Annotated in this window: 21 protein-coding genes; 20 read left to right on the top strand and 1 reads right to left on the bottom strand. The window is 44.4% G+C overall.

Going from position 1 to position 22,956, the window contains the following annotated elements:
• Positions 1-4 precede the first annotated feature (4 nt).
• The 20 genes from M1L66_RS23635 to dgoD (M1L66_RS23540) all read left to right on the top strand — a co-directional run bounded on the left by M1L66_RS23635 (position 5) and on the right by dgoD (M1L66_RS23540) (position 20,997).
• Entirely contained in the window at positions 5-1,186 is a 1,182-nt protein-coding gene (locus M1L66_RS23635) for an ABC transporter substrate-binding protein (protein WP_434688601.1), read from the top strand.
• Between the two features lie 12 nt (positions 1,187-1,198).
• Positions 1,199-1,975 (top strand): ABC transporter permease, encoded by a 777-nt coding sequence (locus M1L66_RS23630; protein ID WP_187024098.1) that lies wholly within the window; start codon positions 1,199-1,201, stop codon positions 1,973-1,975.
• The gene (locus M1L66_RS23625; protein WP_187024099.1) at positions 1,975-2,775 is read left to right on the top strand and encodes an ABC transporter permease; all 801 of its coding nucleotides are present in this window, start codon (positions 1,975-1,977) and stop codon (positions 2,773-2,775) included. The genes M1L66_RS23630 and M1L66_RS23625 overlap by 1 nt, the downstream gene beginning before the upstream one ends.
• Positions 2,748-3,515, top strand: a complete 768-nt coding sequence (locus tag M1L66_RS23620; RefSeq protein ID WP_117623199.1) for an ABC transporter ATP-binding protein — start codon at positions 2,748-2,750, stop codon at positions 3,513-3,515. The genes M1L66_RS23625 and M1L66_RS23620 overlap by 28 nt, the downstream gene beginning before the upstream one ends.
• A 16-nt stretch (positions 3,516-3,531) precedes the next feature.
• Entirely contained in the window at positions 3,532-4,275 is a 744-nt protein-coding gene (locus tag M1L66_RS23615; RefSeq protein WP_055659290.1) for an ABC transporter ATP-binding protein, read from the top strand.
• A 35-nt stretch (positions 4,276-4,310) separates the two neighbouring features.
• A complete protein-coding gene (locus M1L66_RS23610) occupies positions 4,311-4,943 on the top strand; it encodes a ribulose-phosphate 3-epimerase (protein ID WP_187024100.1) in 633 nt (210 codons plus the stop codon).
• A gap of 1 nt (position 4,944) precedes the next feature.
• Positions 4,945-6,057, top strand: coding sequence for a M42 family metallopeptidase (locus M1L66_RS23605; RefSeq protein WP_434688597.1), 1,113 nt, complete (start codon positions 4,945-4,947; stop codon positions 6,055-6,057).
• A 33-nt stretch (positions 6,058-6,090) separates the two neighbouring features.
• Entirely contained in the window at positions 6,091-6,996 is a 906-nt protein-coding gene (locus tag M1L66_RS23600) for a sugar phosphate isomerase/epimerase family protein (RefSeq protein ID WP_434688595.1), read from the top strand.
• Positions 6,989-7,852 (top strand): transketolase, encoded by an 864-nt coding sequence (locus M1L66_RS23595; protein ID WP_187024103.1) that lies wholly within the window; start codon positions 6,989-6,991, stop codon positions 7,850-7,852. Before M1L66_RS23600 ends, M1L66_RS23595 begins: the two co-directional genes overlap by 8 nt.
• Before the next feature lie 12 nt (positions 7,853-7,864).
• The gene (locus M1L66_RS23590) at positions 7,865-8,788 is read left to right on the top strand and encodes a transketolase family protein (protein WP_434688593.1); all 924 of its coding nucleotides are present in this window, start codon (positions 7,865-7,867) and stop codon (positions 8,786-8,788) included.
• 212 nt (positions 8,789-9,000) lie between these two features.
• Positions 9,001-10,752, top strand: a complete 1,752-nt coding sequence (locus M1L66_RS23585) for a cache domain-containing sensor histidine kinase (RefSeq protein WP_434688591.1) — start codon at positions 9,001-9,003, stop codon at positions 10,750-10,752.
• Positions 10,727-12,241 carry a response regulator transcription factor gene (locus M1L66_RS23580; protein ID WP_434688589.1) on the top strand — a complete coding sequence of 505 codons (1,515 nt, stop codon included), beginning with the start codon at positions 10,727-10,729 and terminating at the stop codon, positions 12,239-12,241. The genes M1L66_RS23585 and M1L66_RS23580 overlap by 26 nt, the downstream gene beginning before the upstream one ends.
• A gap of 82 nt (positions 12,242-12,323) precedes the next feature.
• The gene (locus M1L66_RS23575; protein ID WP_434688587.1) at positions 12,324-14,231 is read left to right on the top strand and encodes a hypothetical protein; all 1,908 of its coding nucleotides are present in this window, start codon (positions 12,324-12,326) and stop codon (positions 14,229-14,231) included.
• Between the two features lie 80 nt (positions 14,232-14,311).
• The gene (locus M1L66_RS23570) at positions 14,312-15,643 is read left to right on the top strand and encodes an ABC transporter substrate-binding protein (protein ID WP_187024108.1); all 1,332 of its coding nucleotides are present in this window, start codon (positions 14,312-14,314) and stop codon (positions 15,641-15,643) included.
• Positions 15,644-15,729: 86 nt separating this feature from the next.
• On the top strand, positions 15,730-16,611 hold the full coding sequence (locus M1L66_RS23565; RefSeq protein WP_187024109.1) for a carbohydrate ABC transporter permease: 882 nt from the start codon (positions 15,730-15,732) through the stop codon (positions 16,609-16,611).
• Positions 16,605-17,432, top strand: a complete 828-nt coding sequence (locus M1L66_RS23560) for a carbohydrate ABC transporter permease (RefSeq protein WP_187024110.1) — start codon at positions 16,605-16,607, stop codon at positions 17,430-17,432. Before M1L66_RS23565 ends, M1L66_RS23560 begins: the two co-directional genes overlap by 7 nt.
• A gap of 7 nt (positions 17,433-17,439) precedes the next feature.
• Positions 17,440-18,591 carry a galactonate dehydratase gene (gene dgoD, locus M1L66_RS23555; protein WP_434688584.1) on the top strand — a complete coding sequence of 384 codons (1,152 nt, stop codon included), beginning with the start codon at positions 17,440-17,442 and terminating at the stop codon, positions 18,589-18,591.
• Between the two features lie 11 nt (positions 18,592-18,602).
• On the top strand, positions 18,603-19,553 hold the full coding sequence (locus M1L66_RS23550) for a sugar kinase (protein WP_187024112.1): 951 nt from the start codon (positions 18,603-18,605) through the stop codon (positions 19,551-19,553).
• A 23-nt stretch (positions 19,554-19,576) separates the two neighbouring features.
• Complete coding sequence (locus M1L66_RS23545) at positions 19,577-19,852, top strand: hypothetical protein (RefSeq protein ID WP_434688582.1); 276 nt, start codon at positions 19,577-19,579, stop codon at positions 19,850-19,852.
• 5 nt (positions 19,853-19,857) lie between these two features.
• The gene (gene dgoD, locus M1L66_RS23540) at positions 19,858-20,997 is read left to right on the top strand and encodes a galactonate dehydratase (protein ID WP_432764205.1); all 1,140 of its coding nucleotides are present in this window, start codon (positions 19,858-19,860) and stop codon (positions 20,995-20,997) included.
• 118 nt (positions 20,998-21,115) lie between these two features.
• Here the strand turns inward: dgoD (M1L66_RS23540) and mgtA are convergent, their stop codons facing one another.
• Complete coding sequence (gene mgtA, locus M1L66_RS23535; protein ID WP_434688580.1) at positions 21,116-22,918, bottom strand: magnesium-translocating P-type ATPase; 1,803 nt, start codon at positions 22,916-22,918, stop codon at positions 21,116-21,118.
• Positions 22,919-22,956: the final 38 nt, after the last annotated feature.

The raw sequence follows: 22,956 nt of genomic DNA, 5'->3' as shown, positions 1-22,956 counted from the left end.
TCTTATGAGGAGAAGGTTACGGAAATGGTTTTGTCTTATATTAAGTCTGTTATTAGTTTTGGGAACTCTTACTGCATGTAGTCAAAGTCCAGAGAAGACAGGTAATAATGGTGTTGCAGGAAATAGCGGGAAAGAAGAGGCAGGAATTTATGATGGAATTGAGCCCTTAGAAACAGAGACTGAGCTGAATTTCGGATATTTGACTGGCTCCCATCATGGAATGATTATCTATATGATTGATAAAATGGGGGGATATGAAAAGGCAGGAATACGAGCCAATATAGAGACATTTGGTAATGGACCGGTTATGGTGGAGGCGATGGCTTCTGATTCCTGGGACTGCGGAACGATAGGGTTAGGAGGGGTTCTGACAGGCGTAATCAGCCAGGATATGGTCGTGATCGGAGCTGCGGCAAGAGATTACGATTCCCTGCGCATTTTTGCAAAAAATGATTCAGATGTTGTTTCAGCAGGAAATACGCTAAAAGATTACCCAGGCATCTATGGGACGGCAGATACGTGGAAAGGAAAAGAAATTTTGATTCCGACAGGGTCTACACTTCATTATGTTTTATCTACAGGCCTAAGCAAATTCGGCTTGTCTGATACTGACGTAGCAATGACTCATATGGATGTTCCAGGCATCAATACGGCGCTTCGGGCAAATAAAGGGGAGATTGGAGCACTTTGGGGCAGTTTTACATATGCGGATGAAATGAAGGAAAACTACACTGTGGTTATGAGTGCAAATGATCTGGGAATTGAATTGCCTACGGTTATGTGTGCGAATCCCAGAAGTTATGAAGATCCGGCCAAATATAAAGCGATAAAAAAATGGATGGAACTTTATTTTGCCACCGTTGATTGGATTTACAGCAGTGAGGAACATTTTGACAAGGCGGTTGAAATGTTTACGGAAATTAATGAGGAAGCGGGAGCTACAGGTACATTGGAAGAGAACCGGACAGTTCTTGAAAACAATCGCCATTACAGCCTGTCAGACAACGTAAAACTTTTTAATGAAAAAACGGAAGATGGATCGATGTTGTTAATAGAAGCGATGCATAACGACCCATTGTTATTCTATATCAAGAACGGCAGCTATCAGAAAGGTGATGATACCAAATTGTTGGGCGGTTATTTTAAAGCAGATATCATCAATGAAATTGCGGCAATGAAGGAGTAAAGGTGGCAGATTATGAAAAAAATCTTAGACCGGTATGCGGTAATCTCCGTACTCAGCGTTCTGACTTTTCTGCTCATCTGGCAGGGCCTTGTTACTGCCGGGATACTATCAGATAAAATTCTGCCTGCGCCGACAAAGGTATTTGCGGCTTTGTTTGATAAACTGAATAATAAAAGCCCGGATGGTTCTCTGCTGCAGACGAATATCCTGGTCAGCTTAAAGGTTGCATGCAGTGGGCTGCTTCTCGCAATTGTGATTGGGGTTCCTTTGGGCTGGCTTATGGGCTGGTATAGGACAGTCAGCCGTTTTGTTCGCCCTATATTTGAGATAATGCGCCCAATCCCCCCAATTGCGTGGATTCCCCTGACCATTCTGTGGGTTGGGATTGGCCTTGAGGCCAAAGCGATGATTATATTTTTTGCATCTTTTGTCCCATGTGTAATTAATGCCACAGCGGGAATCAAAAGTACTAATCGGACTTTGATTAATGTTGCGAAAACGTATGGGGCATCAGACTTTACGATATTTCTGAAAATAGGGATTCCCTCTTCTCTGCCCATGACTTTTGCAGGAATACGAATTGCACTTAACTCCGCATGGAGCACATTGGTAGCGGCAGAGCTGCTGGCTGCTAATGCCGGACTTGGTTATATGATTAATATGGGACGGCAGTTTGGGAGAGTTGATATCATTGTATTAGGAATGGTTACAATTGGAATCCTGGGTTTTTCGTTCTCATGGATATTCACAAAGCTGGAGCATATTTTTGTGAAATGGAGGACTGTCTGATGAAAAAAGTTACAGGTTGGAAAAAGAGTTTCGGACATATTGTTTATACGATAGCGCCTGCATTGTCATTGGTTTTGTTATTTCTCTTATGGGTTCAGATTTCCAGAGGGAATTCGGATCTTGTACCTGGGCCAGATCTGGTAATGAAACGATTTGTTAAAACTTTCGAAAAGCCAATTAATGGATATCTGATCTTTGGGCATATTTTAGCGAGTTTAAAACGTATTTTTTTAGCATTGATATTTTCTCTGGGGATTGGGATACCGTTCGGTATATTAATCGGATGGAATAAAACCTTTAATGCTATTTTCGGTACTCTTTTTGAATTTATTCGCCCCATTCCGCCGATCGCATGGCTTCCTTTGATTGTTATGTGGTTTGGTATTGGGGAGTTTCCCAAAGTTATTATTGTATTTATTGGGACCTTTACACCGGTGGTAGTCAATACCGCGACCGGGATTCGTTTAGTGGAGCCATTATACCTTGACGTAGGAAGAATGTTCCATGCGAATGATAGAAAACTGCTTACCGAAATTGCGCTGCCATCGGCTATGCAGTCGATATTTGCAGGCTTTAGAACTGCTACAAGTGGCGGACTAATGGTCGTTCTTGCGGCTGAGATGATAGGGGCTAAGGCAGGACTGGGATTTTTGATTACCAGAGGACAGGATGCCTTTGATGTTCCGCTTATTATGGTTGGCATGATTGTTATCGCTATTGTTGGAACTGTAATTTCTATTTTCACGGATCTTCTTGAAAGGCGGATATGTCCATGGAGCGAGAATATAAAATCAGATTAGATATACAGAATATAAGCAAATGCTTTTCCATGGAAAACGGAAAGAACCATGAGGTGGTGAGGGAACTGTCACTTACGGTACGGGATAATGAGTTTCTGATCCTGCTGGGACCTGGTCACTGCGGGAAGACGGTCATTTTAAATATGATTGCCGGTCTAATGCAGCCCGATTACGGAAATATTTGTTTAGACGGTAAGAATGTGGTGGGACCAAATCCAGATATGGGAATGGTATTTCAAAAGATTGGGACACTTCCGTGGAAAACCGTTATGGAAAATGTAGAACTGGGACCTAAAATGCGTGGAATACCGAAGCGTGAACGACGGGAAAAGGCTCAGCATTACATTGATCTGGTGGGGCTGCATGGCTTTGAAGAGCATCTGCCAAAGCATTTATCCGGTGGTATGAAGCAGAGAGTCGGAATTGCGAGAGCTTATGCAAATGACCCACAGATATTGCTTTTAGATGAACCGTTTGGACAGTTGGATGCACAGACCCGATATAATATGGAAGAGGAAATTGCGCGAATCTGGGAGCAGGAGAAGAGAACTATTTTATTTGTCACAAATAATATTGAGGAGGCATTGATGCTGGGAGACCGGATTATCCTTCTTACGGAGTGTCCAGCAAGAGTGAAGCAGGTGTATCAAGTTGATTTACCGCGCCCCAGAGACATGATGGACTGTAGGTTTTTGCAGATGCGCCGTGAGATTTCAGAAAACACGGATTTGTCAATATAGAAAAAGGGTGCAGTATATGACAGAAAATTATAAAATTGAAGTGAAAGAGCTTACCAAAAACTTCGGAGATTTAAAGGTTCTGGATCATATTTCATTTAAAGTAAAGAAAGGAGAATTTATCTGTGTAGTAGGGCCTACAGGCTGCGGAAAGACAACATTTTTAAATTTACTAACACAGCTTATTGAACCAACATCGGGAGAAATTTTAATTGACGGGAAAACGGCGGATCCAAGGATACATAATATTTCCTTTGCATTTCAGGAGCCATCTGCTATTCCCTGGCTTACCGTGGAAGAGAATATCATGTTTGGTATGAAATTGAAAAAGCTCCCTAAAGAGGAAATCTATCGAAGAACAGAAGAAATTCTTTCATTGGTAGGGCTTACCAAGTTCCGAAAACAATATCCTCATCAATTATCTACCAGTAGTGAACAGCGAATCGTAATCGGGCGAAGTTTTGCCCTGTATCCGGATCTGCTCTTGATGGACGAGCCTTATGGACAGATGGATATTAAAATGCGCTATTATCTGGAAGATGAAGTGATCAGGTTATGGAAAAAATTTGAAAGTACGGTTCTTTTTATCACTCATAATATTGAAGAAGCGGTCTATCTTGCAGACAGGATTATTATCCTGACCAATAAGCCGGCTGCGATTAAAGAAGAACTGATTGTTGACTTAGCGAGGCCGAGAGACTTTACGGATCCCCAATTTGTTGAGTTAAGAAAATATGTGACTGAGCAGATCAGATGGTGGTAAGTGGGAAAAGGCATATCAATAAGGAGGACAAAGTAATGAAACTGATGCCATCAATTGCATCAGCCGATCCTTTGGCAGCAGGGGAGGTCTTAAAGAATCTGGAGGCATGGCCTTATCTGCATATAGATATCGAGGATGGAAACTTCGTTCCCAATATTACGTTTGGAATGAAGACTGTCAGGGCGATATGTAAAGAAGCAGGGAAAAGGTATATTCAGGTACATTTAATGGTCACTCATCCAGAATCGTATTTAGACGGTCTCGCCGCCTGCGGAGTGGATTCTGTGATAGCCCACTTGGAAGCGCTTGACTATCCACTTTATTTTCTCAATCACTGCCGTGCACTTGGATTGGAGACGGGGCTGGCTGTCAATATAAAAACGCCAGTAGAAGCAGTAAATCCCTTTCTGGAAAATATGGATCAGCTGCTCCTCATGACATCGGAGCCTGATTATTTAGAAGAAAAAGTATATGGACCTGCAGTGGAACGCTTAATCCGCTTAGCAGGAACTATTCCGGCAGGAGTAGAATTGTATGCAGATGGAGGCGTGACCAGGGAAACACTTCAGGAACTTGAAAGAGCAGGTGTTCATGGGGCAGTCTTAGGCCGCCTGGTATTTCAGAGCCCTGATCCGCTGGAAATGCTTAAGGAACTTAAGGAGGAATAGAATGAATGCAGAAGAGGTGTTAAAAGAACTTTGTCTGGCACCGGCTCCATCCGGTTACGAAAAACGAGCTGCAGAGGTATTTTCCAGTAAAATACGCCCGTTTGTTGACCGTATCATGTTAGACCGTATGGGGAATGTGATGGCCACGCTAGACGGTACAGATCCAGAATCACCTTCGGTGATGATGTACGCCCATTTAGACCAACTGGGATTTATTGTAAGAAGAATTGAACCGGATGGCTATATCCAGTTGGACAGATTAGGGGGGATACCGGAAAAGGTGTTGCCTGCACTGCGTTTATGGATACGTACGGTGCATGGTGATTTCATACCTGGTTTGATTGGAAACAAAGCACATCATGCGGCTTCAGCAGAAGAAAAATACAAGGTCGATATGGTGACGAATCTTTATGTCGATATTGGAGCCGCATCAGAGCAGGAGGTAAGGGCGCTGGGAGTGGATGTTGGTTGTCCTGCCATTTATGAACCGTCTTTTCAACCTCTTGCAGGAGATAAAGTAAGTGGTACTGCTTTAGATGACCGTGGCGGGCTGACCGCACTGGTTCTTGCCGCCGAGAGTTTATGGGAAGACAGGCCGTCCTCAACTGTGCATTTCGTCGGTACCGTTTGGGAGGAGTTTAATATTCGAGGCGCTGCATTTGCAGCCAGAAGGTTAAAACCGGAGGTGGCTATGGGGCTGGATGTGGTTCTTGCAGGAGATACTCCGGATTTAAAAACGAAATATCAGAATGCACTTGGCAAAGGGCCGACAATTAATTTTTATAATTTTCATGGGAGAGGAACTTTAAATGGGATGATTCCCCATGAAGGTCTGGCCAGAATTGCTGAGGAGTGTGCTTTGAGAGAAAATATCCCCCATCAGCGGTTTGCATCTCTTGGAATTATAACGGAATCAGCCTACGTACAGATGGAAAATGAGGGAGTGGCTTGTCTGGATCTCGGCTACCCAGCCAGATATACTCACTCACCTGTGGAGACGTGCTCCTTAAGCGATATTAAGAATCTTGGCTTGTTAGCAGCAGCCTCCGCAAAGGCGATAACGCCGGAGTTTTCAATAAATCGCTATTCTATTGATTGCTGCAGTGATTCGTGATTAAGTGTATTCATGGCTGATAGGGAGGGGCATATGAAAAAAGGCATCCATTACTGGGCGCTTCCACATACGTTGAATTTAAGGGAGAAGATGGAATTTGCAAAGAGATTGGGATTTGAGGGAATAGAACTTGTAATTGTTGAAAAAGGGGAACTGCAGCCGGATTGCAGGAAAGAAGAATTGATGACGATCCGGCAGGCGGCGAAGGAGACCGGGATAGGTATTATTTCAGTAAGCAGCAGTTTAAACTGGAAATGCTCTTTCACCAGCGATGATGCTCAGATACGAAAAAAAGCCGGAGAGATGCTGCGAAAACAGCTTTATATAGCAGCTGAGCTTAATTCCGAGGTGGCATTAGCCCTGCCGGGCTTCGTAACAGCAGACTTTATTTCTGACGAAATTCACCCTTCCTTCCGAACTCATAAAGAAGAGGACTATCATCCGGGTCTGGAAATCATTGATTATAATACAGCATATGAACGTTCCCTACGGGCATTTGAGGAGATTGCTCCTATCGCTGAGAGGGTGGGAGTGACGGTGGGAATTGAAAATGTCTGGAACCATTTTTTAATGTCACCGTTAGAAATGCGGCAGTTTATTGATGAGATAGGTTCCAACTATGTACAGGTGTATTTTGACGTTGGCAATGTACAGCCCTCCGGGTATCCGGAACAATGGATCCGGATTCTGGGGTCCCGCATTAAACGGGTTCACGTAAAAGATTTTAGAAAAGGCTGCTTCTCGGTTCAGGGGTTTGTGAATTTGCTTAGCGGAGACATTGATTTTGTGAAAGTGATGCAGGCCTTGCACGAGATTGGATATAATGGCTGGATTACCGCAGAGGTAAATGAAAAATGGGATTATCCGGAATTTGCTGCAAAAGCAAGTGCACTGGCTTTAGAGCAATTGCTGGAGGAAAGGAGTAACAGCGATGTATGATATGATGAAATTAAAAACAATTGCAAATCAGCTCAGAATAGAAACAATTGAATCTGTATACAGGGCGAAATCCGGTCATATTGGAGGCTGTCTATCTGCTGCCGAAATAATAGCAGTTCTCTATTTTTATAAAATGCGATTAGATCCAGAACGGCCTGGGTGGGAGGATCGGGATCGCTTTGTACTGAGTAAGGGGCACTCGGCACCGATCTTGTACGCTGCTTTGGCAAAAAGAGGATTTTTTTCCGTGGAAGAGATGAGTCATCTGCGCCAGGCAGACAGCCATCTTCAGGGAGCCCCCAATCCTAAGACGCCGGGAATTGATATGTCATCGGGGCCTTTGGGACAGGGACTGTCGGCCGCAGTAGGTATGGCTCTTGCTGCAAGGACGATGAAAAAAGATTTTTTTGTGTATTGTATGCTGGGAGACGGTGAAATTGAAGAAGGACAGATATGGGAAGCTGCTATGGCTGCTTCAAAGTACCGATTAAATCGTTTGATTACGATTCTGGACCATAATGAGGTGCAGATGAGCGGTACAAATGAAGAGATTATGCCCCTGGGGGATATAAAAGATAAGTTCGACTCGTTTGGCTGGAAAACCTACGAGATAAACGGTCATTCGATTTCCGAAATTATTGAGATACTGGATCATGTTACACAAGAAAGCCAAGTAGAGAAGAGTGAACCGGATAAACCGGTTATGATTATTGCCAATACGGTTAAGGGAAAAGGAGTTTCTTTTATGGAAGGAAAAGCGGAGTGGCACGGAGCTGTACCGACAGAAGAACAGTACGACGCTGCGTTGGCTGAACTGGGAAAGGGAGGAACTAATTTCAATAACTTACGCACTTAAGGAGGTGAAAATATGATAGCTAACAGAGTTGCTTATGGGAATATGGTACACAAGCTGGCGATGGAGGATGAACGGATTACGGTTGTAGATTCTGACTGCATAAATGTACTAAATTATGGTGAGTTCATTAAGGATTTTCCGGATCGTTTTTTTGAATGTGGGATTGCAGAGCAAAATATGGTATCCATAGCTGCTGGATTAGCGAGCTGCGGTATGATTCCGTTTGTGGCTTCCTTTGCAGTATTTACAAGTATGAGGGCGCTTGATCAGGTAAGAAATATGATTTGTTATAATGGTTATAGCGTAAAAATAGTGGGAACTCATGCAGGGCTCGAAACTGGTTTTGACGGCGCGACACATCAGGCTATAGAAGATATGGCGATTATGCGCGCAATACCAGGGCTTAGAGTTCTGGCTCCGTCCACTCCAAATATGACTGCAAAACTTACGCGTTTGATGGCGGAGACAGATGGGCCATTTTATATGAGATTCGGGCGGGAAATCAATCAGGAATATTACCCGGAGGATATGGAATTTACACTGGGAGGAAGCAGACTGCTTCGAGATGGGGACCGTTTGACTGTTATGGCTTGTGGCCGCATGGTGGATTTTGCAGTTCGCGCAGCAGATCAGCTAACAAAAGAGGGGATCAGGGTAAGGGTTGTTGATATGTATTCCATCAAACCGATTGACGGGAAAGCGATAGAGGCTGCGGTGTCAGATACAGCATGTATTCTTACTGTAGAGGATCATAACACGATAGGCGGCCTTGGCGGGGCGGTCAGCGAATACGTCACAGAACACTGTCCGTGCAAAGTTCTAAAGATGGGAATGAGAGATGAGTTTGGACGATCCGGCCCCAGCGCTGATTTATTTGAGATGTATGGCTTGACAGCAGATAGTATTGCTGCCAGGATTCGTGAATTCTTGGAGTGAGCAGAAATTGAATGGAATATGAATACAAATAGAGAAAAAGCTGTAATCCAGCCAAAACTCCAGGTCTATGGAATTTGGCTGAATTACAGCTTTTTTCGTATAACCGCTGGTTCTGTCAGATTATTATCAAGGAATAATATGGAAAATTATGTCTAGAAATTGCGAAACACATCAATTTGGTTTACAATGGAATGGAATTGGGGGTGTCACAAATGAAAAAAAACAGTCTGCAGTTTGAACTGAGTTTAAAAATCAGTCTGTTCTTTATCATGATTATGTTGGCTGTCAGCAGCGGAACGATCGCGTATTTGTCCAACCGTTATAATAAAATTATTATCGATGACATGAACAGTAACCTGGTAAATGCGGTAAATACCATCGATTATTACTTTGACGATGTAAAAACACCTATGGTCATGATTTCCAGAAACAGCAGTATTCAAAGGGTTTTGAAGAATTATCAGGGGATGACTAATCGGGAAAAGCTGGATACAGTAAACCAGCTGGAAGATTTTGTGCAGAATATTACGACTTTCAAATCTTTTATTAATGATATTATTGTGGTGGGAGTAAATGGTTATCTCTATAATATTTATAGGGAAAGTCCTGATAAGTATATTGGCGATTATGATTTCCTTAACAGCAGATATTTAGCAGACAGCAGTGCAGGACCAGTCGGACTTACCTTTACGGGGCAGCATCCTACGGATTATTATATGTCTGCTTCCTTTTCCGAGGTTTATTCCGTGGTGCTTCCGATTAGATCCGGACAGAACCGGATTGGTTATGTGATCTGTGATTTAAAATCTGAAACTATCAATAATATCTTGAATAACAATTTAAAGGAAGAACAGGCCAAGATACTCATACGGGACGAAAAGGGGGAAATTCTGTATGAGGAGGGAAATGAGAAGATTTTGGCAGGGGAGGTTGTGGACGATAAAAACAGATCCAGAGGAAATTATGTAACCAGTGTCACGTCTGAAGTGACAGGATGGACTTATTATTATGCAGAATCCTATGAAACCATTAACAGTTTTTTAAAAAAGGTATTTATGGTTCATATCGTAATTATCGCAGGAATGCTGGCCGTTATCACATTCTTTTCTAATCAGCTGTCCAGACTGATATTGAAACCTCTTAAAAACATTGCATTTATGATCAGAGAGATGAAGATCAACCAGGGAGATTACAGAAAGAACAGCTACAATGCAGGCGGACAGAATGTGAATGAACTCAGCATTGAGATTGAACAGATGATTACGCGCCTGGAATCTCTGATTAATGAAAATTATTTATATGAACTGAAAGCTAAGGATGCACAGATCCAGGTTTTGACAAATCAGCTGTCGCCGCATTTCCTGTATAATACACTACAGCTGATCGAGTACCAGTCTTATCATCATCAAACAGAAAATATTACGACGATTATCAATGGACTCAGCTATATCCTGCGATATTCTTTTCGAAGTGAGAGTACGGTGCGGCTTGGAGATGAGCTTCAATATATCAAATGTTACTTAGATATTTACAGTTTAAGATATGAGAACAGGCTGACCTATGAGATCGATGCCGATGAAGATAGTCTTCAGGCAGAGATTCCCAGAATGATTTTAGAACCGGTGGTAGAGAACTGCATTAAGCATGGATTTGCAGGAGAACTTATGAAGGCGGTCATCGGAATTCAAGCAGTAGTGGAGAACCAGGAACTGTATATTCGCGTGACGGATAACGGAAAGGGAATGAATGGAGCGCGTTTGGAGGAACTGCGAAGATGTCTGGAGCAGATGTCTGTAGTCAGTGAACATATAGGACTGAATAATGTGTACTCTATTCTGAAACTGCGTTACGGAGATCGTTATGGACTTGGCATAGACAGTGAACTGGGGCAGTTTACGACGGTGACGTTACATATGCCTAAAACGGGGGGAAGGAACTGTGACAAAGGTATTACTGGTAGATGATGAACGTTATATGATTGAAATGTTAAAGGAGATCATAGACTGGGAGTTTTATGGCTTTTCCATTGTAGGAACTGCGGAAAATGCCAGAGATGGTATGAACTTATATTACAGGGAACAGCCGGATATCATTATTACGGATATCTGTATGGATCAGATATCGGGGATTGAATTTATAACCAGAATCCGTCTGAACAACGCATCTGTGAAAATCATGATTCTCAGTGCATACGATAAGTTTGAATATGCACAAAAGGCTGTGAAGCTTGATGTGGATGGTTATTTACTGAAGCCTGTTAACAGGGATGAGCTGTTAAGCAGTTTGTTGGAACTGCAGAAAAAGCTGGAATCAGGAAGCCAGTATCAGGAACAGATCAGGGATTTAAAGCATTCACTTGACAGTCTTCAGCGGAAGTATGTTGAAGAACAGCTGATTCGGATCTATGAGCATGGAGGGGAAACGGCAAGAAAGGAGCTGGAAGAGGATTCTTACTGGGCGGTAGCCAGTATCCAGGCGGTAGTTCGTAATGAAATCGTGTTTTTGGAACAGGACATGAAGACTTATGATGATTTAGAGGTTTTTCTGCTGTTTGTAGGAGATGGACTGTTTGCCCTTTTTCTTTGCAGCGATCTGGGGAACAGGAAAACAGTGAAAAAGGCTTTAGAGCAAATACGCCAGAAGTACTGTGAACGCGACAGGACGCTGCTTTGTGGTGTCAGCACCGTGGAGGAGGCCGGGTCTCTGTCAGAAGCCTGCAGAGACAGTAAAGGTTTTCTGAATTTGTTGTTTTATACTGAAGAAGGGGTTTATCTTTCTCATGGAATTATGAGGGAATGCAGAGAAATTGCCCGGGGGATGGAGATAAACCAGGAACAGATTCTGTTATGGCTGGCAGCGCAGGAAACAGAACGTCTGAAGGAAATGTTCAGGGGATGGCTTGATTCCTGTGCAAAGAATAATGCTGACTGCAGTGAGGTTATACATATTTTTTTGCAGTGTATTTCTACGATGAAAACCTATGTTCAGGGAAGTCCTAAGGAAAAGCTGTTAGAAACGATAATAGAGGAGCAGAAACAGATCATCCGCAGCAGTCAGCTTTCAGCTCTTTTTGAAAGATGCTTAAGCGAACTGGATGAGGAGGAACTCCACAGAAATAAGGCGGCTCTTCTCATTGCGAATGCACAGAATTTGATCAGAAATAACTGCTTTGATGAATCATTTTCCATTGAGGTGCTGGCCGATTCTCTTAATATTTCGAAAAGTTATCTTTCCAGGCTGTACAAGGACGAGACAGGTGAGTCGGTATGGAACTATGTGATCCGTGTCAGGATTGCCAGGGCGAAGGAATTGTTGATACACACGGATAATACGAATTATGGTATCGCTAAGGCCATTGGCTATTCAAGTGAGTACCATTTTTCCAGGGCGTTCAGCAAGATTGTAGGTGTGTCTCCTTCCGCTTATAAAAAACTTTATATGGAAATACAATAAGATAAGGCAAGAAAAAGTTGTTTTCATCATTTCCTGCCGAAGGCTCATTTCTTATACTCTTCTTAAAAGGAGGAAGACAGAAATGAGCTTATTTTATGTAGAAAAACAGAAGATTTATTGTGAGGGAAGGGTAGTGGCTGTGGCAGAGCCGCTTTCCGGATTTCATTATCGGGATGACTGGGAAGAAAAGGAGGAGGGGGTCCTTTGCTGGACCAGAACAGTATTTAGCGGGGAATGCGACAGGGAGGATTTTGAAACCATACATATGGCTCTTAAGCTGGTGGAGCCGGTGGGATTTTATATGATACCAGGAGTCCTTTATCACGGTAATTCCTGGGGAGATGGTCTGGAACCAAAAGGACTGGTTCATGAAGGAGAGCCGTGGGTGTTTGCCTCGCATAGAGCCGGGATACCGGCGGGACTGTATTGTCAGAGCGAGAAGACTGCATTTGGAATGTGGGCAGAGCCTTCCAGTAATTTAACTGCCTCATGCTCCTTTACAGAAGAAAAAGGACAGATGACTGCCAGGCTGTTATTTCCGGAACAGGAGGGGCCGGTCATTTACTGTGCGAGAGATACTTATGAAGACCGGAACTATATCGATCCTTATGTAAATAAGAGTGGTAACATCAGAGTGAGTGCAGTAGTGGTACTGAAAAAACGTTCATCTGCAGAGGGGTATGATTATGATGTATATGTACAAAAAGCGTGGGAGTATTTTAAAAGAGAAAGCCAGATTGTAATGGACAGGCGAAGTGTGTGGGATCTGGGATTTTCCTTTATAAAGGACAGCGCTTATTTTGAAGAGAATGGATTGGCTGGTTTCGCTATGGGGCTGACCTGGCAAAATGGAGGCTGGAAGCAGAAACGAGATTATCTGGAGATTGGCTGGGTGGGACAGCATGCGTCACTGGCCGTATCCCTAATCTGCAAAGCTTTGATTGACGGAGACAACTCCGATCTTATAAAGGGGTTAAAGGTACTGGATTGCTGGGCTGATAAGGCTGTACTGCCAAATGGGCTGTTCCGATGCAGATATGACCGCGTTTTACAATATAAAGACGATACGGAAAACAGGGATGAAAGACATGATGCAGCTAATTTGTACAGTGTCATAGAGGAATATCTGGAAGCTTATCATGTACTTTTGGAAGCCGGAATTGACAGAAAAAGCTATCTGACAATAGTGCAGCGGCTCTGCGATTTCATTACGTCAGTTCAGCGAAAGGACGGAAAGCTGGGGAAGGCCTGGTATAATGATGGTACATGTTCAGATCAGGATGGAACCGTAGGATGTTATCTGGCAAGCGGGTTGTGCGGTGCTTACATGGAATTTAAGAAGCCGGAATATCTGGCAGCGGCAAGAAAGGCATTTGAGTTTTATTACAGGGAGTTTATGGAACATGGATATACTACAGCGGGGGCTTTGGATACCTGCTGTGTAGATAAGGAATCAGCGATACCGCTGCTGGAGACTGCGGTCCGGCTCTATGAAATAGAGGGAAATGAACTGGATTTGGAGCGTGCGGTGGTGGTGAGCCGTTATCTGGCCACCTGGCAGTACCATTATGATGTGGTATTTCCTGAAAATTCTATACTGGGGCAGTTGGGCTATCTTACAAGAGGTGGGACCGCAGTATCTGTACAGCACCACCATATTGACTGTTATGGGCTTGTTTTCTATGAAATATGGCTGAAATTAAGCAGCCTGACAGGAGATCTGGTATGGAGAGAGCGCGCAGAAGCTGTTTGGAATAACAGCTTATATAACATGTCGGACGGGCGAATGGTGATTAAAGGACAGAGAAGACCAAGGGGAGCGCAGGATGAGGGTTTTTTACAGACCAGATGGCATACGAAAAAGGGAGAATACTTTGGCGTATCAGAATGGCTGGTAGTATGGCATCATGCATTCAGGCTGAAAATATTGAGAAAAGAGTTTTTAGCAAAGAGAGTAGGATATGACAAAGAGGAAAAGAATATTTGCTAAAGAGTTAAAGTATCAGTCATGTTCATACAGAAATCGTTATGCTAAAATTTAATCAGAAAACAAAAGAAAGAAGGTATGTTATGAAAAAAAGATTTTTTGGTTTACTGCTGGCGGCATCCTTACTTGGCGGGTTGACAGGATGTGCAGGAAATCAGGGGGAAACAACCGCAACACAGGGGACAGAAGCGACACAGGCAGTGACAGAGGCTGTAAAGGAAAGTCAGAACACTGAGACTAAAAAGGCAGAAATGGACCCCTGTACCCTGACATTCTTATCCTGGTATCCACAGGAAAAGTTCCAGCCGATTTTAGACGCTTTTGAGAAGGAGTATCCTGATATTAAAGTGGAATTCCAATATGCGGCTCCTGTGGCCGATTATCTGGAAAAGATGCAGGTACTGACTTCTACAGGTGAGATTCCGGATGTGTTCTATATTGCAGCAGAGAACAAATCTGAGATGATTAAAAATGGGTATTGTGCTGATATATCTGGAACAGAGGCAGTATCCAAACTGGTAGAGGTTAATAAGAATACTTACGAAGAAGGCGGTAAGGTTTATGGTTTTGCGCCGACAACCTGGGTAGGTGGATATTTTTACAATAAGGATATTTTTGAGAAGCTTGGGTTAAAAGCTCCTGCAACATGGGATGAGTTTCTGACGGTATGCGAAGCTTTAAAGGCAGATGGTACAAGACCGATCATTGAACGGGGTGAGTGGTTCTGGGATAGCTTTCTCGGGCCGTTTATGAATGATTATCTGGCAAATGATTTGGATTATCATCAGGAAGTAATTGATGGAACGAAGACATTTGCTGACGGCTGGGGTCCCTACATCGAAAAATGGTATCAGGATCTGATTCTTCCAGGTTACATCGACGAAGATCTGGTCAGTGTCAGCTCTCAGGAGTTTTTCAGCGAGTTTGCTACTGGAAATGCCGGTATGCTGGCAGGACATGCAGGACATCTGAAGGAGGTACAGAAGTTAAATCCTGAATTTGAGATTGGATTCTTCCCTATGCCTGGAACTGGCACAGATATTTCAGTGGTGTACGGTGCAGTAGACTGTGCCATGGCCATCAGTTCAGAGACAAAGTATCAGAAGCAGTCGGAGTTGTTCTTAAATTTCATTTCAAGAGACGATATTGTACAGTTGTATCAGGACATGAATGGATATGTGATTGGCATGAATGGAGTAGAGTCAAATGTTGATCCGATTCTCAAGGATGTTGCTGGTTTATACTCTGATGGCAAGATCAATGTATATATTCCTCAGGGCAACTGGGATACCTATGGAACAGGACTTCAGCAGCAGCTGATTGCAGGAAGCCAGCAGTTGTTGTTAAAGGAAATTGACTGCAATACCTTTATTCAGGAAATGCAGGACAAGTTAAAAGAGTTGAAGGACGAATAAGCGCTGTAGTAATGCTGCGGATGGAGATAATCTTTGCAGTTTAAGATGCTCCGCCGCAGCATTATCTGCAATATGGAGGAATAGATATGCTTAATCCCAGATTTTTTAAGAAATTTACTTATTTTATTATCGGCGCATTTTTGCTGTATACTGTTATTCTCATCGTGCCCATTGTGCTGAGCTTTGCGTATTCTTTTACAAACTGGGATGGGTACTCAAAACAGATTGATTTTGTGGGTTTGAAAAATTATATCAGGATATTTCAGTCAGAGGCTATGATGGCAGCTCTTGGAAATTCCTTTGTATTCTGTTTCTTTAATGCGGTGATCATCACGGCGTTGGCTATACCGTTGTCACTGGTTTTTCATGCAGGATTTCGAATCCGAAATTTCCTGCGTTCTGCTTTTTTCTTTGCATCAGTTCCCAGTGTACTGATTATTGGTTATATCTTTCAGCTGTTTTTCGGTCCTACAAAAAACGGTGTACTGAATGCATTGTTGGGTAATTTGGGTTTAGAACCTGTAAAATGGCTTTCTAAGGGGCTTCTTCCTATGGTATCCATTATTATAGCCAATGTCTGGAGGCTTACCGGCTGGCACGCCTGCATTTATCTGGCCAGGCTTCAGGGGATTTCAGAAGAGTATTATGAGGCGGCAAAGATAGACGGTGCATCAGGCTTTGCTATATTCCGTTATGTAACATTTCCGCTTTTGGCCCCTGCGATGACCATCAGTATGATGCTGATTATTATAGATGGGCTGAAGATCTATGCGCTGCCTTATGCACTGACAGGAGGCGGTCCCGGTTACAGGACAACATTTATGACACAGCTCATTATCCAGACAGGAATTGGGGAAAAAATGGTAGGAAAATCTTCTGCCATGGCAGTTGTCTTTTTTGCAGTGATTCTTGTGGTTGCAGTAATTCAGCTGCGGGTTTCCAGAAAGAGAGAGGAAAATTTATGCTGAATAAGAAAAAATGGTCTTCGGCAGTTTGGCAGATCCTGCTTGTTCTCTTTACACTGGTGTTTTTGAGTCCCATGATTTATATGGTGCTTAACTCTTTTAAGCCATACAGCCAGATGCTAAAGGATCCCTGGGGACTTCCGGACACCTTGTTTTTAGATAATTACATAAAAGCTTTTACGCAAATGAAATTTTTTCAGTCCCTTTATAATTCGGCAGTTATTACAATCGTATCGGTTTTTTTAATCGTAGTTTTAGGGGGGCTTGCGGCTTATCCAATTACCAGATTCGATAATCGGCTCACCAGATTCTTATCGGTTTATTTTCTCATCGGTTATATGGTACCCACCCAGGTGCTTATTGTTCAGATATTTTCTGTTATGAAGAAAATGCATCTGATCAATACGAAGACGGGACTCATCCTGGTATATGCGGCAGGGGTATCCTTTGCAGTATTTATGTATCAGGGCTTCATCCGTTCCATGCCGGTAGATATGGAGGAATCAGCGCTGATCGACGGGGCAAGGCCGTGGCAGATGTTCTGGAAGGTGGTTTTTCCACTTTTGAAGCCTGCCAGCGCGACACTCATCATATTTCAGACCATGTGGATCTGGAATGATTTCGTGCTTTCCAGCCTGTTCTTAAGTTCCAGAAAGAATCTGACGCTGCTGTTGGAACTTCACCAGTGTATCGGGGAATTCAGCCTGGACTGGTCCGTGATGCTGGCCATTATGTGCATCGTTATGTTCCCTATGTTAGTATTCTATCTGCTGATGCAAAAACAGATTATAGCTGGTATGACAGCCGGAGCAGTGAAGGGATGAGTGAAGAATGAAAATTACAAATGTTGAGATTTATCAGGTTCGTCCGAGGTGGATGCTGGTGAAAATCAGTACGGATGAAGGGATCACCGGTTGGGGAGAGCCTACGCTGGAGGGGAAAGCAACTGTGGTGGAGGAAATGATCCATGTATTTTCCACATGGCTGATTGGAGAAGATCCAGACAATATCGAGGCGCTTTATAACAGGATGTACAGAGGCGGTTTCTATCGGGGAGGCGGTGTCTTATGCAGTGCCATCAGTGGGATCGAGCAGGCACTCTGGGATATAAAGGGGAAAAAACTGGGAGTGCCGATCTGGCAGCTTTTAGGCGGCAGATGCAGGGACCGAGTTCGAATGTATGCCCATGCAGTGCCGTTTAAGGACGATCCCTCAAGAGAGGAACTGCAGTATTGGGTGAAAAAAAGAGTAGATGACGGTTTTACAGCATTAAAAACATCTATGGTAAATCCTCCTATCAGACATGTAGATACCTGGAAGAAGGTGGAAGAGATCGTCAGCCGAATAGCAGTAATGAGAGAGACCGCCGGAAATTGTGTGGATATAGCCATTGATTTCCATGGCAGAGTCAGTCCTGCTATGGCTCCAGTGCTGATGAAGGAGCTGGAGCCATATCATCCTATGTTTGTGGAAGAACCTGTTCTTCCGGAAAATGTGGATGTAATGAAAGAAGTAAGCCAGAAAACCGTTATCCCTATCGCAGCAGGAGAACGGCTGTTTACCACTTTTGGTTTCCGGGAATTGATTGACAAAAGGGCAGTGCATATTATTCAGCCGGATCTCTGCCATTGCGGAGGAATCTTACAGGGGCTTAAGATTGCGGCCATGGCGGCTAATCAGTATATATCTGTAGCACCCCATAATCCCCTTGGACCGGTAGCTCTCGCAGCATGTCTTCAGCTGGACACAGCGATATCCAATTTTACAGCACAGGAGCACCCTACGCATGAAGAAAAGCTGGACTTAGGGGTAGGGCTGTTAAAAAATCCATTTGTGATACAGGAGGGGTATATCGATGTGCCGAAAGGTCCCGGACTTGGAATTGATGTGGATGAGTATGCTGTGAAAGAACTGCAGTATGATGGTAACTGGGCAAATCCGGTTCTTTATTTTGAGGATGACCATTCTATGGGAGAGTGGTAGAAGGAGGGGCTATGAGCCGATTTGTGACAGTTGGAGAGACTATGGTATCTCTGGTTCCAAAAGAGCAGGGACTTTTGCGCTATGGTCCCGATTTTTCTATGCGAATTGCAGGTGCGGAGAGTAATACTGCCATAGGGATAAGCCGCCTGGGACATTCCGCTTCTTTTATTACCAGAACGGGAGCTGACGGATTTGGAGAGTTTTTGATCCGTATGGTCAGGGCGGAAGGTGTGGATACATCTGGAGTTATTGTGGACGAGAATCATAGAACAGGGGTGATGTTTAAAGAAATGCGTCCTGGTTTGGAAACAGCAGTTCATTATTACCGGGATCGTTCTGCCGCCTCCTGTCTGTGCACCGAAGATGTGGATGAGACGGTGATCCAAACAGCAGATATCGTACATCTGACGGGTATCACGCCATTACTCAGCAAAACCTGCAGGCAGATGGTATATGATATCATGGATATGGCGGATGATGGAAAAGCTCTGATCTGTTTTGATCCTAATATCAGAAAGAAACTTTGGAAAGATGAAGAATTCAGGCCTATGATGAAAGACCTGATCAGTAAAAGTTCATGCGTGATGATGGGAATGGAAGAAGGAGCATTTTTATATGGAATCGAAGATGTGAAGCGGCTGGCTGATCTGCTTTTTAAAGGAGGAAAGCTTCGGTATCTGGCTGTGAAAAACGGAGCAGAAGGCGCCTGGGTTTGTGACGATAAACAACTGTCTCATATTTCGCCGTTTGCTTGCCGTCCTGTTGATCCGGTTGGGGCAGGAGATGCCTTTAATGCGGGATTTATCGCCGGAATTCTTCAACGGGAAGGTCTTGAACAATGTGGAAAAATGGGCGCTGTTGCAGGTGCCATGGCTACACAGACCCATGGAGATATTGAAGGACTTATATCTGCAAAGGATCTGGAACTGATATTAAATCATGAAACATGTATACTTAGATAGAGGAAGAGGATGAGGAAAAAAATATGGATATTATGAAAGCAATAGTATCGAAGCATAAAATCGTAGCAATCCTGCGCAATGTTCCTGAGAAAGAACTTCAGGCGGCGGGGGCAGATTTTGTTGCAGTGGGAGGTGTCAGTCTAAAAAATGCGGCTGAATATCTAAAAAATGGCTTTGTGGGTGTTGGAATAGGCAGTTCTTTGGTGAAGGAAGAGTTATTTCTGCAAAAGAAATGGGAGCTGATTTCCACTGATATAAAAGAGCAGCTTGATGTTTTGAAAAAGGAGGGACTGTTTTGAAGATTGTGGGGATACATACCTGGCTGGTAAGGCCAAGGTGGTGTTTTGTTGAAGTACTCACAGATGAAGGAATATCCGGCTGGGGGGAAGCTGTAATAGAGGGAAAAGCTGCCACAGTAAAGGCCTGCGTCGAGGAAATGGCAGAGTATATAACAGGATTGAATCCTCTGCATATAGAAGATATCTGGAATCTGCTATACCGTGGTGCATTCTACCGTGGAGGTCCTGTGCTTATGAGCGCCATAGCGGGTATAGACCAGGCTTTATGGGATATCAAAGGAAAATACCATGGAGTTCCTGCTTATGAACTTATGGGAGGTCCCTGCCGCCATAGCATGAAGGTGTATTCCTGGATTGGGGGAGACCGGCCTGCGGAGGTGGGAAAGGCGGCCAGAGAGCGTAAAGAAGCGGGATTTACAGCAGTGAAGATGAATGCGACTGAGGAACTGCAGTACATTGACAGCTATAAAAAAGTGGATGCAGTATTGGAGCGGGTAGCTTCAATCCGGGAACAGACCGATAAATATTTTGGTATTGCTATTGATTTTCATGGTAGAGTCCATAAACCTATGGCCAAGGTACTGGCAAAAAAACTGGAGGAATTCGATCCTATGTTTCTAGAGGAGCCAGTACTTTGTGAGCAGATGGAGGATTTCAAGGAAATTGCAGCCTGCTGCAGCATCCCTATCGCGACTGGTGAACGTCTCTATAGCAGATGGGATTACAAACGGTTGTTTAAGGCCGGCGGTATTTCTATCATTCAGCCGGATCTGTCACATGCTGGAGGGCTGACAGAGGTAAAAAAAGTAGCGTCCATGGCAGAAGCCTACGATGTGGCACTTGCCCCTCACTGTCCGCTTGGGCCTATTGCACTGTCTGCATGTCTGCAGGTGGATGCGGTATGTTATAATGCAGTGATTCAGGAGCAGAGCATAGGAATCCATTATAATGTGGGGAAAAGTGTTTTGGATTATGTGCATAATCGGGATGATTTTACATTTGATAACGGATATGTGAAGCTGCCACAAAAGCCTGGATTGGGAGTTGTGGTGAACCGGGAACTGGTTGTGGAAGAAAATGGGGCTCCTCATCATTGGAAAAATCCGGTGTGGCATCATCAGGATGGCAGTGTGGCAGAATGGTAACCGATACTGGGGACAAAGAGAAAACAGAGATGAAAAGGGAGTGCGGCTCTATTGGTAAATAAATAACCATAGAGCCGCACTTCTTATACGTTGCCTGTATAAAGATATGTCTTTCAATTTACAGCCACTCCCCAAACCTTCGAATATAAATTGCTTTAAAAAACTGCGTTGACAGACAGTAACCTGCAAGAAGGAGTAACAGCCATGGCAGGAATCCAAGCGGCAGGGGAGCCATATCCAGACCGGAGGCCAGAGCAGAGAATCCTACCAGAACGGCTGCCAAGGCGACGATCGTGGTTGACAGGAGCAGCGGCTTCGCGGCCATGCTCTGTACAAATGGTACTTTCCCGCTGCGGATCATGTGAATGACCAGGACCTGGGATACGGTGCCGAAAACGAACCAGCCGCACTGAAACAGAGGGGCCATAGCCGGCGTATTTGCTTTGATGATCCACCACATGACCGCAAAACAGAGGATGTCGAAGACCGAGCTCAGCGGCCCCATAAAGGCCATGAAGGATTTAATGGACCGGGTTTCCCATTTCCGCGGCTTTTGTAAGTATTCTAGGTCTACGTTGTCAAATGGAATACCCATCTGTGAAAAATCACAAAGCAGGTTTTGGGTCAGTATTTGAACTGGCAGCATGGGAAGGAAGGGGAGGAACAGGGAGGCGACAATCACCGATATCATATTTCCGAAATTGCCGGAAGCCGCCATTTTAATGTATTTGACGATATTCCCAAAGGTCCGCCGGCCGGCCGCCACGCCTTTCTCCAATACCATCAGGTCTTTCTTCAACAGGATAATATCCGCGGTTTCCTTCGCAATATCTACAGCGGTGTCCACGGAAATACCTACGTCCGCCTGGTGAAGCGGCGGGGCATCATTAATTCCGTCACCCATATAACCGACCGTGTGTCCATTGGTCTGAAGCGCTTTCACTACCCGCTCTTTTTGGGAAGGGGACAGCTTCGCAAAAATACTGCAGCGTTCCACAGACTCTGACAGTGCGGCATCATCCATGGACTCCACTTCTTTTCCCGTGAGATAGCAGGAAGTCTCCACGCCCACCTTACTGCATACTTTGACCGCAACGCCTTCACTGTCGCCTGTCAGAACAACAGTCCGCACGCCGTGGCTATCCAGGGCGGTGACTGCCGCCTTTGCACTTTCCTTGGGCGGGTCCAGAAAACCTACGAAACCAATCAGTACCAGGTCCCGCTCATCGTCCACGCTTAATTCCCCGCCTGCCACATCATTTTTCTGCGCCACCGCAATCATCCGGAGTCCGTCCCTGTTGTGCTGTTCGTAAACAGACCGAACCTTCTGTAAAAGTGTTTCATCCAGCTTAAGGATTTTGCCGTTCCATTCTGCGTAGGTGCAGATTGCCAGCATCTCCTCCACGGCTCCCTTGGTTACCAGCTGCTGCTTGCCGTTCTGATCTTCCAGGAGTACGCTCATCCTGCGCCGGGAGAAATCAAAGGGGATCTCATCCAACCGGGTGTAGCTGTTTAAGATGGCTTCAATGCCGTTTTCATGAGCACGGTTTATGATGGCCAGATCAAGCAGATTTTTAAGGCCCGTCTGGAAATAGCTGTTGAGAAATGCGTGACGCAGGGTCCGGTTATCGTCATCCCCCACTACGTTCATGTATTTTTCCAGAATAATTCTGTCTTCCGTTAAGGTGCCGGTTTTGTCGGTGCAGAGTACATCCATTTCGCCAAAGGTCTGTATGGCTCCCAGGGTTTTGACGATAACCTGATGCTTTGACATGAGAACAGCTCCTTTTGCCAGCGTGGAGGTCATGATGACCGGCAGCATCTCCGGAGTCAGGCCTACGGCGATCGTGATGGAGAACAGAAGCGCGTCGCCCCAATCTCCCTTTGTAAAGCCGTTAATGAGCAGTACGACTGGCACCATGACCAGCATGAGCCGGATTAAAAGGCTGCTGACAGAGT

Origin of the sequence: Hungatella sp. SB206, from assembly GCF_051132295.1 — a bacterium.
GTDB classification, from domain to species: Bacteria; Bacillota; Clostridia; order Lachnospirales; family Lachnospiraceae; genus Hungatella; species Hungatella effluvii.
Note: the sequence above shows the minus strand (reverse complement) of the source record. Positions and strands in the feature narration are given on the sequence as shown.

Excerpts from the sequence above, each read along its gene's own strand:
- M1L66_RS23635 (WP_434688601.1), top strand. The coding sequence starts at position 5 with ATGAGGAGAAGGTTACGGAAATGGTTTTGTCTTATATTAAGTCTGTTA.
- M1L66_RS23630 (WP_187024098.1), top strand. The coding sequence starts at position 1,199 with ATGAAAAAAATCTTAGACCGGTATGCGGTAATCTCCGTACTCAGCGTT.
- M1L66_RS23625 (WP_187024099.1), top strand. The coding sequence starts at position 1,975 with ATGAAAAAAGTTACAGGTTGGAAAAAGAGTTTCGGACATATTGTTTAT.
- M1L66_RS23620 (WP_117623199.1), top strand. The coding sequence starts at position 2,748 with ATGGAGCGAGAATATAAAATCAGATTAGATATACAGAATATAAGCAAA.
- M1L66_RS23615 (WP_055659290.1), top strand. The coding sequence starts at position 3,532 with ATGACAGAAAATTATAAAATTGAAGTGAAAGAGCTTACCAAAAACTTC.
- M1L66_RS23610 (WP_187024100.1), top strand. The coding sequence starts at position 4,311 with ATGAAACTGATGCCATCAATTGCATCAGCCGATCCTTTGGCAGCAGGG.
- M1L66_RS23605 (WP_434688597.1), top strand. The coding sequence starts at position 4,945 with ATGAATGCAGAAGAGGTGTTAAAAGAACTTTGTCTGGCACCGGCTCCA.
- M1L66_RS23600 (WP_434688595.1), top strand. The coding sequence starts at position 6,091 with ATGAAAAAAGGCATCCATTACTGGGCGCTTCCACATACGTTGAATTTA.
- M1L66_RS23595 (WP_187024103.1), top strand. The coding sequence starts at position 6,989 with ATGTATGATATGATGAAATTAAAAACAATTGCAAATCAGCTCAGAATA.
- M1L66_RS23590 (WP_434688593.1), top strand. The coding sequence starts at position 7,865 with ATGATAGCTAACAGAGTTGCTTATGGGAATATGGTACACAAGCTGGCG.
- M1L66_RS23585 (WP_434688591.1), top strand. The coding sequence starts at position 9,001 with ATGAAAAAAAACAGTCTGCAGTTTGAACTGAGTTTAAAAATCAGTCTG.
- M1L66_RS23575 (WP_434688587.1), top strand. The coding sequence starts at position 12,324 with ATGAGCTTATTTTATGTAGAAAAACAGAAGATTTATTGTGAGGGAAGG.
- M1L66_RS23570 (WP_187024108.1), top strand. The coding sequence starts at position 14,312 with ATGAAAAAAAGATTTTTTGGTTTACTGCTGGCGGCATCCTTACTTGGC.
- M1L66_RS23565 (WP_187024109.1), top strand. The coding sequence starts at position 15,730 with ATGCTTAATCCCAGATTTTTTAAGAAATTTACTTATTTTATTATCGGC.
- M1L66_RS23560 (WP_187024110.1), top strand. The coding sequence starts at position 16,605 with ATGCTGAATAAGAAAAAATGGTCTTCGGCAGTTTGGCAGATCCTGCTT.
- dgoD (WP_434688584.1), top strand. The coding sequence starts at position 17,440 with ATGAAAATTACAAATGTTGAGATTTATCAGGTTCGTCCGAGGTGGATG.
- M1L66_RS23550 (WP_187024112.1), top strand. The coding sequence starts at position 18,603 with ATGAGCCGATTTGTGACAGTTGGAGAGACTATGGTATCTCTGGTTCCA.
- M1L66_RS23545 (WP_434688582.1), top strand. The coding sequence starts at position 19,577 with ATGGATATTATGAAAGCAATAGTATCGAAGCATAAAATCGTAGCAATC.
- mgtA (WP_434688580.1), bottom strand. The coding sequence starts at position 22,918 with ATGGTGCCAGTCGTACTGCTCATTAACGGCTTTACAAAGGGAGATTGG.